Source organism: Haladaptatus pallidirubidus (assembly GCF_020700235.1).
Classification (GTDB): domain Archaea; phylum Halobacteriota; class Halobacteria; order Halobacteriales; family Haladaptataceae; genus Haladaptatus; species Haladaptatus pallidirubidus.
This window is the reverse complement of the sequence record NZ_CP085301.1, coordinates 2,553,528-2,568,500: the sequence shown is the minus strand read 5'-3', so window position 1 is coordinate 2,568,500 and position 14,973 is coordinate 2,553,528. Positions and strand designations below refer to the sequence as shown.

Genomic DNA, 14,973 nt, shown 5'->3' with positions numbered 1-14,973 from the left:
GTGCGAAAGAGGCAAGCAGGGACGCGACTACCGAAACAGGTAGCTCTCGGCGTACACTGCGCCCTCGGTACGGTCTTAGAATGAAAACGCCGTGAATTTCGAACCGTCCTGTCTCCCCGGAAACCCCGCTCCCCGAACCTATCCAAAATCCTACCGCCCCGAAAACCGTTTACCCAGTTGTGACAGACCAGCAGACCCGGATGTGGCGACCAGTCGCAAACCGACTTCCCCCGATGTCTCCATCGGAGGTTTTCGGACCATCACGTTCCGACTGTTCCGGTGCGCAGTGAGTGCGTGCAGGTTCCGCGTTCTCCGCAGTGGGAGGGTGTTTCACCGCTCAGTGCGTTCTGGTTCGGCCGTGGAAATGAACCCGCCATCGATTGTGCCGATGGGTGACGGGCGGATCAGCCCGACGGACGCTGTTTCGCGGCGCACCGAGTCCGCCGTTCGACGGTCGTTCGCCGAGCGGGTCAGCGACGTGTCACGGATAAATTTAACAGAGTATGCAGATGTAGTATTTTGCCTTGCTAATTCAGGCACAGGATAAAAAAACGACGGACGACCGCTACGTCGGGGAATCGGCGAACAGTTCGTCCACCGCCGCGCGGGCCGCCAGCGCCGCATCGTTCGCGATTTTTTCCTCGTCCCGATTCGAGTTCGGGGCGTTGACGTACACATCCACGTCGAGGACGCCCTCCTCGAACGTGACGGTTACGTCGAAATCCTTCACTTGCGACTGCTTGACGCGCGAGAAAATTACGTCCTCGGCCGCTTCCGCGGCAGTCTGGACGACTTCTTCATCGCTGACCATCGCTTACGCGCCGCCAGCGCCGCCGGGTCCGGTCGGGCCGGACGGTCCCGCGCCGCCGCCGAGCATGTTCTGGAGTTCGGTCTGGAGCGATTCGAACTGCTCTTGCACTCGGCTCTCTTGCTTTTCGAGCGTCTCGACGCGGATTTCGAGGGTGTCAACTTTGTCGTCGAGGTTGGACTGTGCCTCGTCGTAGCCCGTTTTGACGAACAGTTCGCCGACTTCGCGAAACATTGTCGCGTCCTCGTCGATGTTCTCTAGTTCGTCGAGCGCGTTCTGCGCTTCGGTCAACTGCGTTTCCGCCTGATTCTTCTGAACGGCGACCTGCTGTGCCGTGTCCTGAAGGTCTTGCAGTTGTTCGAGTTTCTCCTGTGCTTCTGGTGGAAGATTGCCCTGCATAGTGGGAACGTCGTGGTCGGGACGGAAAAAGCCATGCTTTGCGACTCGTGAGAGGACGCTCGACAGTCAGATTGATTTTCACGAGAAGGAGGCCGTGAACACCTTCAATTTCGCCTTTCGGAGATGTTCCGCGGCGGTGCTGGGCGCGCAGTCCAACGCCGCCGCTACGTCTTCGTGACTCGCTCGTCGCGGCACGTCGTAGTAACCCAGTTCGACCGCGATTACCGCGGCCGCTCGCTGGCGCTCGCTTAGTCCTGCGGTGACGGCGCGCCCGAACGCGCCGTCACCGATTCGTTCGACACGGAGGTCGATTCCGGGCGGTGCGTCGGCTGTCGGGTCTTGAGGTTCGGCGGACGGGCCGACGACCGCAAACGTGGCTCGCCCGTCGTCGTGATATTCGATAGGCGAGATTTGCACCACGCTTTCGCGCGTGAACGCGGCGAACAGCGCGCCATCCACGGCGGTCGTCTCGTTGTGAATGTAGCAGTAAAACTCGTCGTCAGAGAGCCGTTTTACGTCGTATTCCAGCACCTGTTCGACGCCGTCGAGAATCGTTGTAAATCGCCCCACGTCACCCCGGATGTGAATGAGGTGCGTAGCGATGTCTCAAACGTTTCCGTGAAGGCCGTGTGCCCGGTCGATACAGTCGCCCCGAGTCAGAACGTCGTAAACCGGATGCACCGTCGTTTGACCGGGGTCGATCGATAGCCAACAGTATTTCATCGACGGTTGCTATTTCCCACATTCTTATAAATCGCCCAGAGAACTGCGACAGAACACCTATCGATAATCCGGCCAAATAGACAGGTATGACCGTCTTCGTCGCGGGAGCAACCGGCGTCCTCGGACGCGGACTCGTCGAGCAACTCGCAGAACGTAATCACCGCGTCGTCGGACTCACGCGCGATGCGCGAGGCGACAACCTCGTCACCGAGCGCGGCGGTGAACCCCGTCGTGGGGACATCCTCGACCGTGAATCACTCGCCGACGCAGCGGATGGGTGTGACGTGCTCGTTCACGCCGCAACCGCGATTCCGACGAGCAGGAAACCGACGGAGCAAGAGTGGGTGCTGAACGACAAGGTGCGCGTCGAAGGGGCACGAAACCTCGTCTCGGTCGGGGCTGAAATCGGTGCAGAATGCCTGCTTCAACAGAGTATCACGTGGCTCGCCCGCAGACCTGATGGTTCACCCTTCGACGAGGACGCACCGCCGAATCCCAACCGGGTGACCCGGTCTGCACTGGACGCAGAGCGAATCGTCCGACGAGGAGGCAAAGAACACGGCTTCGAAGTCGGCATCCTTCGCTGTGGCTGGTTCTACGCGCCCGATTCCGCCCACACTCGCCAGATGGGCGCAGGATTGCTGGACGGTCGATTCCCGGTTCTCGGCGGCGGTCTCCTCGGCAGACGGGATGCGACGCTCTCGATACTCCACGTTGAGGACGCGGCGCGTGCGTTCGTGACGGCAACTGAATCGAACGCAACCGGACTGTGGCACGTGACCGATAATCGACTAGTGACGCTTTCGACCCTTCTCCGGGACTTTGCCGACCAGCTTGATGCGCCCGAACCGCGACGAGTTCCGGGGTGGCTCGTGCGACCTATCGTCGGGAAGTCGTCGGTTCGTCTGCTGACGAACTCGGCCCCGACCTCGAACGCGCGATTCCGAGAGACGTTCGACTGGGAACCGAAGTATCCATCCTATCGGGAAGGCCTTCGGAATGTAGTCGAAACGTGGCGCGACGAGGGAACGCTCGTTGAGCGCCCGGAAGGATACGAATGGCGCGGAAACTGACGTCGATAGAGATGTGGTTGCGACAATCGACTTTGTCACTGATTGGTAGGTGGCAAAGAGTCGTCACCAATTTTGGAAACCCGCTCCGCGACCCCAACTAACGTTTGCCACGTGTTCATCGCGGCGCGAAGTGCGACGAGGTCGTCCGCGGAAACACGGACGATGACACGGTTTCCGTCCCGTTCGACGGTCGTTTGCGATCGATCGTCGTTTATTTCTCCGATTTCTTGTTCGACGCTTCGAAAAATCAACAGTGCACGCTCGTCGGATTCGTACTCGAATTCGAAAAGCGCGTCGTGAGACACGGGCGCTATCGGACGTGTACTTCCTTTATGTCCCTGCTCCGCTCTTTCAGCAAGACGCGGTGGCCGCAGTACGGACAGCGGACGCCGCCGTACTCGTCCAGTTCGACGTCTCGCTTACAACGCGAGCATTTGTAACTCATTATTCTTCGTCGGCGAGCGCGGCGCGGATGGAACGTTTGACAGTCGCGCCCGCGGGCGTCTCTGGGCGGTACGTACCGCCAGCGAACTTGTAGTCACAGCGACCGCACGCCCAGATGCCCGTCCCTTTCCGGTCGACGGAGTTGCTTCCGCAGTCCGGGCAGGTATGGTTCTCGTTCATGTTCGCTTCGATTTCGGAAATGCGCTTACGAGCGACGCGACCGTATCGCGCGCCGAACCGACCGGCACTACCGGTTCGTGATTTAGAGTCTTCGGCCATAGTACCGGAGATTTACCCGAGAGGACAGATAAAGCCTTTGAGTCAGACCGGCGGTCGGGCTAGCGCGTACCCGATGACAATCAGTGCACCGAGCAGTCCGAGCACCGTCAGCGGAAACGCCGTAAACTGCCCTGCCACGTATCCACCGCCCGATAGCGTCGGAATCGCCGCGAGCACCGCGTCGTAGCGAGAGGCCATGTAATTACATCTAATTATCCATCCTCAAAAGCGCTGGGGCGGACACTAAGTGGGGGCTGGAATAACGGGAAATCCCAAACCGAGTTACCGAAACCCAGTTTCCGCGAGCGCCTCGTTCAAATCGTCTCGGATTCGCTCACCGAGTTCCCTGTCCATCGCGGTTGTGACGACACGGTTTTCTTGAACGCTGGAGCCGTCGCGGAGTAGAAGTCGGACGTTCCCGTTTTCGTCCGCGCGGGTGGCTTTGGCCCGAACTCCAGAGTCCGAACTCGCGCCACCCGCGCTGATAGGGCCGGGAATAATTTTCTTGACGTGGGGGTGTCCCGCGATTTCCCGAATCACGCGCATCCCGTCTCGGTTTCCGATGAGCGTGGTGTGCGATCCGCCGAGTTTGTCGGCAGGAGCGGTTTCCACGACCTCCAACGAACGGTCGCCTCTGCGCGAGAGGACGTCCTCGACTGGATCTTCCGTTCCGACCCGATAGAAATCGTGGTGCAAATGCGCGCGAACCGCCCGAATCACGTCGCGGTCGCCCGCCGCGAACACCTCTTCCGGGCGTTTTCGCCGAACCTCGTCCGCGATTCGCCCTGCGAAGTTTCTGAGTTCGACCACCTCCGCGTCGCCGTCTTCGGGCGTCGTGCGCACGTCGGTCTTTCCGACGACCGTTTCCTCCACCAGCATCGTCAACTTTGCGTGATCGCGGTCGAGGGAACACACCACGGCGTCGGCGTTGTGCGTCCGGCAGACGAGGCAGTAGTCGCCGGGACGTTCGAGCGGGGACGCACACTGCCGACAGTCCATGTCCTCCCTTTCGAATCGTCGCGTTTAATCTCGGCGTTTCACGATCACGGCGGAAATCTGAGGGAAAGAAACATGTCTGATTAGAAATGATTAAAAATATGGAACGTTCCCGTCTCCGGACAATTGCCCTTATCGTCCTCGTTTTTCTCGTGGCGACGCCAACGATGGCGGCACCCCCGCCACAGGCGGTCTGCGATCCGTGTGGCGAAGGGTTCAGTGAGGCTGCGATGTGGTACGGCGAACGGAACGGCCTCGAAAACGAGACGGCGACGGGTGTCGAACACAGCACCGTCACGGTTCGCGTCTACGAGAACGAAACCGCCATCTGGACGGTGCGGAATCAGTTGACGAGCGAGCAGGCGGTTCAGTTCTTCTCGAAGAACCGAACCGCCTTCACCGAAATCGCCGAAAGCGCCGAAGGCTACGGCGATATACGCTTTCTCTCGGGCGAAATCGTTGGAAACGATACGGCCATCCTCCGCTACCGGAGCGACGAGCAGGTCACCGAAACGCGCGGCGACACACTCCGATTCGATGGCTTCCGTGAGATAGGTACGAGGAGGATTTCCGAATTAGGTGCCGACGAGATGACCGTTGTCGGGCCGTCCGGAACACACATCACCCGCGCACCGAGCGAAGCGACGGTGCGCGGGAACGAGTTGGAACTTACCACATACGACGGCGGCAGGGACAACGGCCCGTTCGTCACCTTCACGCAATCTGACGGCGTAGCCGGAGAATTTTGGAGTTTCGTCTCCGTTTCGGAAACGCTCGCTGACGACGTGATTCGAAACCTGCTCCTCAACGTTCTTTTGCCCGCGGTTTCCCTGCTGGTCGTCCTCCTCGGATTCGTCTGGGTCAGCGGGAAAACCGTGAAGCGGGACGAGCGGACGGCGAAATGGTTCGCGGGAATCGTCACGGCGCTCGGCGTCCTGACGCTTCTCTTCGGATTTCTCGGAATCGCGGACGGCGGTAGCTTCGCCTCAGGAATCGTTATCGCTGGCAGTGCGTACACCGTGCTGGCACTCCTGACCTTCGCAGATGTTCGCCCGACGCTTCCCCGCGTTGCAGGCGGCGTCCTTTTCGCGTGGGGAGCAGGCACAGTAATACTGTTTGCCAGCGCCATCGCCGTCGGTAGCTTCCTCGTGTCTCGACTGCTCGCGCTTGACTACTACGCCGTCAACAACTTCATGTTGGCCGCGTTTTCCAGCCTCTTTCTGCTCTCGATGGCAGTCGTGGGCTATGCCGTCAGCGACCCGCGATACCGGCGGGTCGCCGTCGCCCTTCCGCCGACAATACTGGCGGCGTCGCTTGCGATAGCCAGACCGGTCACGTCTGTCGGAACGCCGCTCTCTTTCATGTACTCGCTCCTGTTCGTCGGCCTGATTCTGGTTGCCGTCACCCTCTTTGGGGTTCCGGCGTTTCTGCTCGGCAGGACGATTCCGGCGAAAAAATCGCAATCACAACGCCGTCGAACCTACCCCATGTCGAGGGGGTCGGCTTTCAGAAACTCCCGCAAAAAGACGGTGGCGTACGATCCCGAGGGAAGCGAAAATTCGAACGACAGCGGGTCGTGGCCGACTGTGCAGTCGGTTCGAACCAAAATCGCCCGGCGGGTGCCGGTCGAGTGGAACTCTCCCGGCGAGTTGAAATCTGTCGGTTCGAGGTCGAGGTCTGCCAGAACTTCGCGCTCTATTTCTCCCTGTTCGCCCTCCGCGAGTTCGGTTTCCGTGCCGACGAGCGGCGCGGTGACGAACGCCCGTCCGCGCTCGCAGTGGCGCTCGATGGTTTTTACACGCTTTTCGGTGACCTTCTGTTCCCGGTTCATGTCCGGCATCAGGAAGCCATCGACCTCCTCGGCGAAACAGACCACATCACCGGCGACCGGTTTGCCGAACGGAAGTCCTCGTTCCAGTCGCTCGGTCAGGATTCGGTTGAAGATGTACGACTGGGCCGCGTTCACGAACAATCGCTGGAGGTTCGTCGGCAGGGACTCCAGCGCATCGCGGAAATCCACTGGTTCGGTGCCGCCGTTTTCAACGAGTCGGTGGGCCATCGAGCGTTCAAAACCCAGTCGCCGTGGGAGCGCATCAAGGACGGCATCCCAGTCCGGCGCGACTTCCTCGACCCGCTTTCTGGCGGTTTGGGTGTCCTCCGGTTCCGTCTCGAACGGATTACCCACGTAGGCCATCACCGCCGCTCTCCACTCGTCGCGAACGATGTGCAAACCGACTTCGTGCGTGATGGGCCGCAAACTACCGAATCGTTGCTGGCCGAAGTAGTTCGGAACCGCGACGCCGTCCGGGGAGCCGGCGAACGCCCGCAGTTCGTCCGCGATTGTATCCGCGTTTTCTGGACGTTCGGGTTCCGAAACGACGATTTCGAACTCGTTTCCCGCGAGGTCACCGAACTGGAGCGCCCGCCCCGCTCGCCCGAGGGGTTCCACGTTCGCGTTTCGAATCTCTGGTAGATTTTCGGGGTCTACCTTCCGAAGGCTGAACAACTGCGTCGTCACTGCGTACTTATCCTTCGTCCCGGCCCACGAGACGCGCTCCCTGCTGATGGCCAACTCGCTGGAAAGTCGCTTGGCGAAGTCGTTCGTGTCCCACCCCCGTAAGGTGGCCCGAACGACGAGATGCGGAAACGAACCGTGGTCGGCATCGAGCGGTTCGAGGTCGAACCGCTCGATTTCCCGAACGCGAAAATCCTCGTCGGTGTCGCGGAGGTGACCGCCCACTCCGGCGGTGTCGCTGACGTAATACTCCATACCGACCGCAGTTTCGATGGGGTGTGCCTCGCGCATTCGTCCGGACAATGAACCGGACGGGACTAAAGTTCCGCGAGTTCGAGGTACTGGTGTGCCCCGTCGATTGCCTCGCCAGGTTCGACGATTCCCGCCGAGGCATCGTACGTCACCAGACCCACGTCCGCCATTTTCGGCAGGTGGACGTGATACAGGAGAATTTCGATTTCGTTCATCATCTCCGGGGTCACGTCCGTAGTCGCCCTCCCTTCCTCCGCAGCGGCGATGCACTCTGCGAGATCATCGATTCGCACGGGCGTCGGTGATTCCGAAAGGTTCGACAGGACGAATCGGCGACGTGAACTCCCCAGCACGTCGAAGAGCGTTTCGAACGATAGGTTCACCTCGTCGCCAGGGTGCCGCTCTTGCGTGTCTACTGTTGCCTGTCTTTCGCTCATTAGTTGAGTAGTGGAACGTCGTAACCAAGTACTGTGTACCTACGTGCGTTGGTAGTGAGAGCGAGCAGGCGAAAACGTCGTTTCACTCCCGTCTATCGGTGAAAAATGCGGACGCGAGTTTTTCCTCCGCTTTTCGCAGATGCTGATGAAGCGTCGCGGGCGCGATTCCCATGGTGTCGGCGATGTTCTCGGCCGTGCTTTTTCGCGGCCAGTCGTAATAGCCGGCCAGGTACGCGGCGCGGAAGGCGGCCCGTTGGCGATCAGTAAGGTCGGACGCGAACGATTGGCGAAAATCGCTTTGCGTCTCGACCGGTTTATCGACTTCCCGTTTTGCGATGAGTTCCACATCCGGGTGTGACGAGCGAATCGTATCCAGCAGCGTTCTGATGTCGGCGTCCGGTGATACCTCCACGACGATGTGTTTCTCGCCGTTTTCGGCTCTGGCGGTTCGAACCTTCGCACCGATTTCGACGAACAGGCTCACCAGCGATTCCGAGACGGTCAACACGAGCAATCCCGCGTCGGCGTGAGAGGAAACGACGTTCGATTCGTCCACCGAAGTGAGCGTTTCTGCGGCCTGCTTGACTTCTTCCGGAGTGACCCCTTCGGTACGCAAGTAGTAGAGAAAGTTTCCGCCGGATAGTGGGACGGTTCCTTCCAGGATGAGCGTCCCACCGGTTTGACGCGAAAGGGAAACGAGCACCGCATCCTCGTCCGCTACGTCGAACTCCAGTTCGACGATTGCACCGGCGGTCAGGAGTTTCTTGCTCTCGGTCGCGTTGATGGCGAACCCCACGAATTTTCCGAGGGCTTCGAACGCCTCCGCTTCGCGCTCGCTGAAGGCGTCGGTGCGATTCGCATAGACGACGAGAACGCCGTACATCGTCGGTCCGTTTGAGAGGGGAACCGCGATTCCCGAGCGAATCCCGCGGTCGATTCCTTCGCTCCTGAGGGCTGCTGTGAGCGTGGTCTCTTCGGAAATGTCACGAACGACGACGCTCTCACCGGTTCGGTAGACCGTCTCCGCGGGGCGTTCCCAATCGGCGTTCGCCCGCTCTCCGACCACTTCGTGGTATCTCTCGTCGTCCCCAGCAGTCGCCCGCGGGACGATGGCATTCTCGACGACATCGTAGTCGCCGACCCACGCGAACCGGTAGAAGTCGGAATCGACCAGATGGTCGCAGATGGTTTGTTCGACTTCCTCGCGTACCGCCGCCGAGACGAGTGCGTGGATGACCTCGCGAACGAGTTCGTTGATTCGGTTGAACGTCTTCAGTTCGTCGCGCTGTCGGCGAAGTTCGCGCTCGCGTTCGCGGCGCTCGGAAAGGTTTCGTCCCGTTCCGACGAATCCGCGAACCGTTCCATTCGCATCGATGACCCGCTGGGCGTTGAATTCGAAGGGAATTTTCTCGCCGTTCTTCGTCAACAGTGCGGACTGGCGTGTTTCCGTTTGGTCACCTGAGAGGACGCTGTGAATCGCTTCGGCGATCGTCCCTTCGTCCTCCTCCGGAATGAATTCCAAAGGCTCCATCCCCTCGATTTCCGAATCATCGTAGCCGGTGAGCGCCGTCAAGCGGTCGTTCCATTGCACGAGTGACCCATCCGCATCGAAGGCGTAGAATACGTCCGGGAGCGTGTCGAGAACTGCTCGAACAGTTCGTTCGTCCATTACCGTCCTCATGAGTCAATAGCTAGCACGACACATAGCGTATAGAAAGAATCAGTAACCGAGTCCCTAAAACGTTTCTAAATTGGTAACTTTTCGACGAGGACAGTTGTTAGTACAAAGAGAGGTCGCCGGTAACTCGGTCGACGAGGTCGTCGTCCGCCGGACCGACCGCGAGCGTCGTCACTGTTCCGGGGTCGAGTTGGGTGTGCCCTGCATCGCGGACGATGGCGTGCGGTAGGCCCTCCGTGCGCGCTTTTTCGGCGAGGCGGAAGATTTCCTCCTCCCCGCTCGCTTTCACGACGACTTTTTTCTGCCCGCTCCCCTTCCATCGTTTTCGTGCTTTGCGCCCTGTGTCTTCGTATGCGGAAAGGGACGCGTGTGCGACCTGTGCCGCGAGTTTTCCGCGACCCATCCCGATATCGGTGCGCGCGACGATGGTTTGTTTCATGAGCAGTGGTGGTAGCGATGGAGTAAAACGCTGGCTACTCGATTCCGTTCCCGAATTGACTCACAGTCCGAAATGCAGTTCGGAATCCCGACCGAATCTTCTTTACTCACCCACGCCCGTTCTATCGACATGATACTCTCCGATGTCGATATTCGCAGTCGCTTAGAATCGGGGTCGTTGGTCGTCGAACCGATAGACGAACCCGACCTCCAAATTCAACCGGCGAGCATCGACCTCCGACTCGGCGAGGAGTTTCTCGAATTTCAGCGCACCAACATTCCCTGTATCCACCCCGACAGCGAGGACGAAGTCGATAGCTACGTCACCGAAACAATCGTGGAGGACGGCGACGAGTTCATCCTCCATCCAGGCGATTTCGTCCTCGGGACGACGAAAGAGCGCGTCGAGATCCCGGCGGACTTGCTGGCGCACGTCGAAGGACGGTCGTCGCTCGGGCGACTCGCCGTCGTCGTCCACGCGACTGCGGGCGTCGTCGACCCGGGCTATCGAGGACAAATTACGCTCGAACTATCGAACCTCGGCACGGCACCTGTCGCGCTGAAACCGGATACGCGAATCTCACAGCTCATCTTCACGGAACTCAAAAATCCGGCGGAGCGACCGTACGGGTCGGAGCGCGGGTCGAAATACCAAGACCAGGACGGACCGCAGGCCTCCCGAATCGGAAGCGACCACGAGTTCGGCGGAAAGCAGGATTTCGCCGGAGGGAGTGATCGACCGTGAAATTTGCCGAAGAAATCGTCGTCGAGGAGTTTCTGCCCACGTTTCGCTCGATGCTCGCAGAAGACCTTCGGGAGCGCGGGTTAACCCAGAGCGAGGTGGCCGACGCGCTCGGTATCAGCCAGAGCGCCGTCTCGAAATACGCCCACGGAGAGGTGGCACAGAACGATAGGATACGGGACGATGAGCGCGTTATCCGCCTCGTGAACGAAATCGGCGAGGGACTGGCGACGGGAAGCATGAGTCAGGTGCAAGCACTCGTGGAAGTCGAAGTCCTCATCCGCCGATTGGAAGATCACGACCTCATCGCGCAGTTGCACGAGGAGGCGATGCCGGAGTTGGAAGGCCACGGCGGCGATTTCAACATCCACGACCCGGCGGACGAGCTTCGCGCGACGGAGCGCGTCCTCACCTCGATGCGTCGGGCGATACGTATCGTGGAACAGACGGGCGGCTTTTCGTCGCTCATTCCCGCCGTCGGGTCGAATCTCTGCGAATGTCTGCCCGACGCAGATACGATTGACGACGTTGCGGGGATTCCGGGGAGAATTTTCGACGTGAAAGGACGGGCGACGATTCCCGCGGAACCCGAGTTCGGCGTCAGCGAACACGTCGCCTCCATCCTGCTCTCGGCGCGCGAGAACGGCGTTACCGCCAGCGCCGCGCTCAACATTCGGTACGACCCCGACATCATCCGCAAACTCGACGAACTGGGCCACGAAACCGTGGAGTTCGACGCAACGTACGACAACCTCGGCGAAACGCTCGGAGACGCGCTGGCGGAGAAACCCGACGCGGCCGTCCTCTATCACACCGGAAGCTATGGCATCGAACCGATCACCTACATCCTCGGCGAGACGGCCGAAGAAACCGCCGAAATCGCGCGGAAAATAGCCTAATCCGCCACCGAAACCGAGTCCCCGACGCAATTCTCCTACACCGGCACTCGCTGGCTGCGTTTCACTTCCCGAATGATGTCTTGAGGAAGCATGTCGTCGCGCTCGTTTCGAAGGTCGGACACCGCCTCGGCGAGCGCCACGAGCGCGGCCACGGCCTGCTTTTTCGTATCGGCCTGTCCCACCGGCCGAATCGTCGTGTATCGGTTGCCGATGCTGTCCTCCATTTCGAGTTCCCACTCGTCCGCCCTCGTTGCGCGAACCGCCTTTACTGCGATATCTCCGTTCTGATGCCGGAGTTCGATTTCGTCGCCGCGGATGGGCGACTGTTCCCATCCGGCGGGGATATCACCAGTCTTAGGCAGTGGTTCCATGGTGTATTGTTTCTGTATCGTTCTCATTTCGTTTAGTTCTTGCCTACTTACGCAGGCCGTTTATGTTGCTCGATAGAACTGGCACACACAAAGTATATACCAGTTCAGTCTTACTCTTCAGTTACCTCGGGTAGGGGTACACGAGGTTATTTTTTAAGACACAGACAGCGTAGCTGTGGGTCTGTGAACCGATTTCCGCGTCTTCGTTGTTCTCGCCAGGTACTTCGAAGACGGGATATGTATTTTCGTCGTTTCCGTTTGGACTGAGAACACGATACTCGCCTGACTTGTTCTGTTAAATTCTTTATAAAATTGGCGTACAACAATGAATAATACGCCCGTACCTATCCAGCCCCATCTCTTTTATCGAAATCTATCGTACCGGTATTTATGTCCCAGCGCAGAACCACTGCCGCCCAGCAGTTCTACGGACGGTGGGCACGGCTCTACGACTTCCTCGCGTCGGCGGCGCCCGGACTCACCAAATTGCGTGGCCGAGTCGCCGACCAACTCGGCCTCGAACCCGGCGATACGGTGGTCGAAATGGGCTGTGGCACCGGGGCCAACTTCTCCCATCTGCGCGAGCGCGTCGGCTCTGACGGAACCGTCATCGGCGTCGATTTTACCCGCGGCATGCTCGAACGGGCCCGGTGGCGAATCGAGCGCGAAGGATGGGACAACGTCCATCTCGTGCAGGCCGACGCCGCTGCGTTCGAGCCCCGGAAGGAAGTTGACGCCGTCCTCGCCACCTTCGTCGTGGGGATGCTGGACGACCCTTACACCACGGTCGGGTACTGGCTCGATGGCATCAGCCCCGGCGGTGGACTCGCCCTGCTCGACGCGGGTCAAAGCACGCATCCGTACTCGTGGGCCGTGAATCAAGCCTTTCGCGGGTTGGTCGTCGCCTCGACGCCCGGCAGGGGAAAAAACTTCGAGGAACCGCCGTGGAGCGTGCTGGACGAACGGGTCGAGGAAGCGCGCCGGGCGCTGTCGGAGCGCGCGGTCGAGACGAACGACAGCGAACACGCGTTGGGCGTGATTCGAATTACCGGCGGGCGATTGGCAGAGTGATTCCACTCTCTACAAGAAGTCGTGCGTAATTCGCATTTCGATTGTCTATACGATAGCTGATACGTGACCGGATTTATTCGCCGCTTCCGAGAATTTCAGTTCAATAATAAGGTATTTATTTTTGCCATTCGATCGATGAGCAATGGCGTTTACAAATGTCCCACTCCGACGAGCAATTCCGGCGAGTGTATCTGCATTTCTCGTGCAGTACGCCGTGGTATTCGCTCTTTTCGGGTCACGAGTCTCGTCCCTCCTCCGGTCGAAAACAATCGAACCGGGATTCGGTATCGGTTCGAAATCGCTTTGGCCACTCATCGAACCGTCACCTGCACCGTGGAAGACGGTCGGGTGGATGCTCCACTCCGCGCATGGCACAGATTTGATCGTCCGTCTGCCGACGTACGGCATGTCCTCGGAGATCGACCTTGTGGCCCTCGCTGGCGGGTGGGTACGAGTGTTATACCTTCTTCCAGCTGTGGTGCTGTTCGCTACCGGTTATCTCGTCGCACAAACCAGTCGCACCTATGGCGCTCACGGCGAGGACTACGCAGGTGCGAGTATCGTTCTCGGATACGCGCTGTGCTACTTCGTTAGTGGCCTCGTCTTCGCCGTAAACGGTGATGGCGTCGGAGCGGAGCCGAACATGTTTACCGGCCTGTTCCTCGGTGGTCTCTTCTACCCAGTCGTTTTCGGTTGGCTCGGTGGACGAGTGGCGCGACTGCGGTCGAAACAAAGGACGAAAACGCCGAGTGCGTGAGTTAGTCGTCCGCGGGCGATACGGTTGATGACATATCGACATCTCCACCAACCTCCAACTCGTCCAGCGCGACCTGTGCCGCGCGTTTACCGGACAGGAGCATCGCACCGAACGTCGGTCCCATCCGAGTCAGGCCGTAGGTCGTCGCGGTCGCGAGACCGGTCGCTACGAGGCCGTCGTGAACCTTTCCGGCGTGTTCGACCACCTCGTCCTCGCTCTTTGCGACCCACATCGAATCGTGACCCGGCGAATCGTGTCCCGGTGCGCCGTACTGTCCCTCCTCGGTTTTGTCCATTCCCGTGTTGTACTCCTTCGCGTGGCTGAGGCCGGGCGCGTCGAGGACGCCGCGCTCTTGGAGTTTCGAGACGACCACGGCGTCGTGGCCCGTGGCGTCGATGACGAGATCTGATTCGACCGCGATGGGGTCGACGCAGGTGAGTTCGCGCGGCAGGGCGTGAACCGGCGTCCAGTTCATCACGACGCCGCCAACGCGGTGGCCCTCACGGACGACCACGTCGGTGAATTCGGTCATGTTCTGCATCTTCGCGCCCGCGGCGCAGGCCGATTCGATGAGGGCCGAGCAGGCGTGCGGTCCGTTCGCGACGTACAGTCCGCCGGCTTCGTCGGATTCCTCGTAAGGGACGTCCAATTCGTCCAACACGGCCTGCGAAGGGTCGCGAACCGTGACTTTGTTCATCAGGAAGCCGCCGAGCCAGAAACCGCCGCCGAGGTAGTTGTTTTTCTCCACGACCATCGTCTGCACCCCGCGTTCCGCGAGTTCCTTCGCGGCGACTAATCCGGACGGGCCACCGCCGACGATGATGACCTCGCTTTCGGAAAATTCGGTGAACTCGTCGCTCCACGCCGTGCCGATTGCTCGCGTAACTTCCGCCTCGCTAACGTCCGCGAATCCATCGAAGTCGTGCATACCACCTAGTGATATTACTAAGTTATTTAAAACTGTTTTCCTCTGTTCGTGAGGGGAAGACGGGAAAAGTAGATTGCTCGTCTGGCGCATTGGGTTTCGAATTTCTGTTCGTCGTCAGTGTCGCGGCAAGTCAGTACGCTCGGCCGAGCGTACTGACTTGCGG

The 14,973-nt window shown here is 59.7% G+C and carries 21 protein-coding genes; 5 read left to right on the top strand and 16 right to left on the bottom strand.

The window, feature by feature from the left end:
- Positions 1-565 precede the first annotated feature (565 nt).
- The 3 genes from LIX15_RS13920 to LIX15_RS13910 form a co-directional block, all read right to left on the bottom strand.
- Positions 566-811 (bottom strand): DUF3194 domain-containing protein, encoded by a 246-nt coding sequence (locus LIX15_RS13920; RefSeq protein WP_227773776.1) that lies wholly within the window; start codon positions 809-811, stop codon positions 566-568.
- 3 nt (positions 812-814) lie between these two features.
- Positions 815-1,207, bottom strand: a complete 393-nt coding sequence (locus tag LIX15_RS13915) for a prefoldin subunit beta (RefSeq protein WP_227773775.1) — start codon at positions 1,205-1,207, stop codon at positions 815-817.
- Positions 1,208-1,285: 78 nt separating this feature from the next.
- On the bottom strand, positions 1,286-1,795 hold the full coding sequence (locus tag LIX15_RS13910; RefSeq protein WP_438267224.1) for a helix-turn-helix domain-containing protein: 510 nt from the start codon (positions 1,793-1,795) through the stop codon (positions 1,286-1,288).
- Between the two features lie 221 nt (positions 1,796-2,016).
- Here LIX15_RS13910 and LIX15_RS13905 point away from each other — a divergent pair, with 221 nt between their 5' ends.
- Entirely contained in the window at positions 2,017-3,003 is a 987-nt protein-coding gene (locus LIX15_RS13905; RefSeq protein WP_227773773.1) for an NAD-dependent epimerase/dehydratase family protein, read from the top strand.
- A 35-nt stretch (positions 3,004-3,038) separates the two neighbouring features.
- Here the strand turns inward: LIX15_RS13905 and LIX15_RS13900 are convergent, their stop codons facing one another.
- From LIX15_RS13900 to pth2, 11 genes are all read right to left on the bottom strand, one after another.
- Positions 3,039-3,308 (bottom strand): KEOPS complex subunit Pcc1, encoded by a 270-nt coding sequence (locus LIX15_RS13900; RefSeq protein ID WP_227773772.1) that lies wholly within the window; start codon positions 3,306-3,308, stop codon positions 3,039-3,041.
- 5 nt (positions 3,309-3,313) lie between these two features.
- Positions 3,314-3,448: a DNA-directed RNA polymerase subunit P gene (locus LIX15_RS13895; protein WP_076427131.1), complete on the bottom strand. Its 135-nt coding sequence runs from the start codon at positions 3,446-3,448 to the stop codon at positions 3,314-3,316.
- Entirely contained in the window at positions 3,448-3,726 is a 279-nt protein-coding gene (locus LIX15_RS13890; RefSeq protein ID WP_227773771.1) for a 50S ribosomal protein L37ae, read from the bottom strand. The genes LIX15_RS13895 and LIX15_RS13890 overlap by 1 nt, the downstream gene beginning before the upstream one ends.
- 42 nt (positions 3,727-3,768) lie before the next feature.
- Positions 3,769-3,924, bottom strand: a complete 156-nt coding sequence (locus LIX15_RS13885) for a DUF8015 family protein (RefSeq protein WP_227773770.1) — start codon at positions 3,922-3,924, stop codon at positions 3,769-3,771.
- Positions 3,925-4,008: 84 nt separating this feature from the next.
- Positions 4,009-4,725: a DUF2103 domain-containing protein gene (locus tag LIX15_RS13880; RefSeq protein ID WP_227773769.1), complete on the bottom strand. Its 717-nt coding sequence runs from the start codon at positions 4,723-4,725 to the stop codon at positions 4,009-4,011.
- A gap of 481 nt (positions 4,726-5,206) precedes the next feature.
- Entirely contained in the window at positions 5,207-5,740 is a 534-nt protein-coding gene (locus LIX15_RS13875) for a hypothetical protein (protein ID WP_227773768.1), read from the bottom strand.
- Positions 5,709-6,185 (bottom strand): hypothetical protein, encoded by a 477-nt coding sequence (locus LIX15_RS13870; protein ID WP_227773767.1) that lies wholly within the window; start codon positions 6,183-6,185, stop codon positions 5,709-5,711. The genes LIX15_RS13875 and LIX15_RS13870 overlap by 32 nt, the downstream gene beginning before the upstream one ends.
- A 17-nt stretch (positions 6,186-6,202) precedes the next feature.
- Positions 6,203-7,528, bottom strand: coding sequence for a tRNA pseudouridine(13) synthase TruD (gene truD, locus LIX15_RS13865; protein ID WP_227773766.1), 1,326 nt, complete (start codon positions 7,526-7,528; stop codon positions 6,203-6,205).
- Positions 7,529-7,554: 26 nt separating this feature from the next.
- Positions 7,555-7,926 (bottom strand): DUF7344 domain-containing protein, encoded by a 372-nt coding sequence (locus tag LIX15_RS13860; protein ID WP_227773765.1) that lies wholly within the window; start codon positions 7,924-7,926, stop codon positions 7,555-7,557.
- A gap of 82 nt (positions 7,927-8,008) precedes the next feature.
- On the bottom strand, positions 8,009-9,595 hold the full coding sequence (locus LIX15_RS13855; protein ID WP_227773764.1) for a bacterio-opsin activator domain-containing protein: 1,587 nt from the start codon (positions 9,593-9,595) through the stop codon (positions 8,009-8,011).
- A gap of 109 nt (positions 9,596-9,704) precedes the next feature.
- On the bottom strand, positions 9,705-10,043 hold the full coding sequence (gene pth2 / locus LIX15_RS13850; RefSeq protein WP_227773763.1) for a peptidyl-tRNA hydrolase Pth2: 339 nt from the start codon (positions 10,041-10,043) through the stop codon (positions 9,705-9,707).
- Between the two features lie 129 nt (positions 10,044-10,172).
- On the opposite strand from pth2, the gene dcd reads away from it, so the two are divergent.
- Positions 10,173-10,787 (top strand): dCTP deaminase, encoded by a 615-nt coding sequence (gene dcd, locus LIX15_RS13845; RefSeq protein WP_227773762.1) that lies wholly within the window; start codon positions 10,173-10,175, stop codon positions 10,785-10,787.
- On the top strand, positions 10,784-11,683 hold the full coding sequence (locus tag LIX15_RS13840) for a thiamine-phosphate synthase family protein (RefSeq protein WP_227773761.1): 900 nt from the start codon (positions 10,784-10,786) through the stop codon (positions 11,681-11,683). Before dcd ends, LIX15_RS13840 begins: the two co-directional genes overlap by 4 nt.
- Before the next feature lie 35 nt (positions 11,684-11,718).
- Here the strand turns inward: LIX15_RS13840 and LIX15_RS13835 are convergent, their stop codons facing one another.
- A complete protein-coding gene (locus tag LIX15_RS13835) occupies positions 11,719-12,054 on the bottom strand; it encodes a hypothetical protein (protein WP_227773760.1) in 336 nt (111 codons plus the stop codon).
- Positions 12,055-12,444: 390 nt separating this feature from the next.
- Here LIX15_RS13835 and LIX15_RS13830 point away from each other — a divergent pair, with 390 nt between their 5' ends.
- On the top strand, positions 12,445-13,125 hold the full coding sequence (locus LIX15_RS13830; RefSeq protein WP_227773759.1) for a class I SAM-dependent methyltransferase: 681 nt from the start codon (positions 12,445-12,447) through the stop codon (positions 13,123-13,125).
- 142 nt (positions 13,126-13,267) lie between these two features.
- Complete coding sequence (locus LIX15_RS13825; RefSeq protein WP_227773758.1) at positions 13,268-13,882, top strand: DUF7978 family protein; 615 nt, start codon at positions 13,268-13,270, stop codon at positions 13,880-13,882.
- A gap of 1 nt (position 13,883) precedes the next feature.
- On the opposite strand, the gene LIX15_RS13820 is transcribed toward LIX15_RS13825, so the two are convergent.
- Positions 13,884-14,810 (bottom strand): sulfide-dependent adenosine diphosphate thiazole synthase, encoded by a 927-nt coding sequence (locus LIX15_RS13820; RefSeq protein WP_227773757.1) that lies wholly within the window; start codon positions 14,808-14,810, stop codon positions 13,884-13,886.
- Positions 14,811-14,973: the final 163 nt, after the last annotated feature.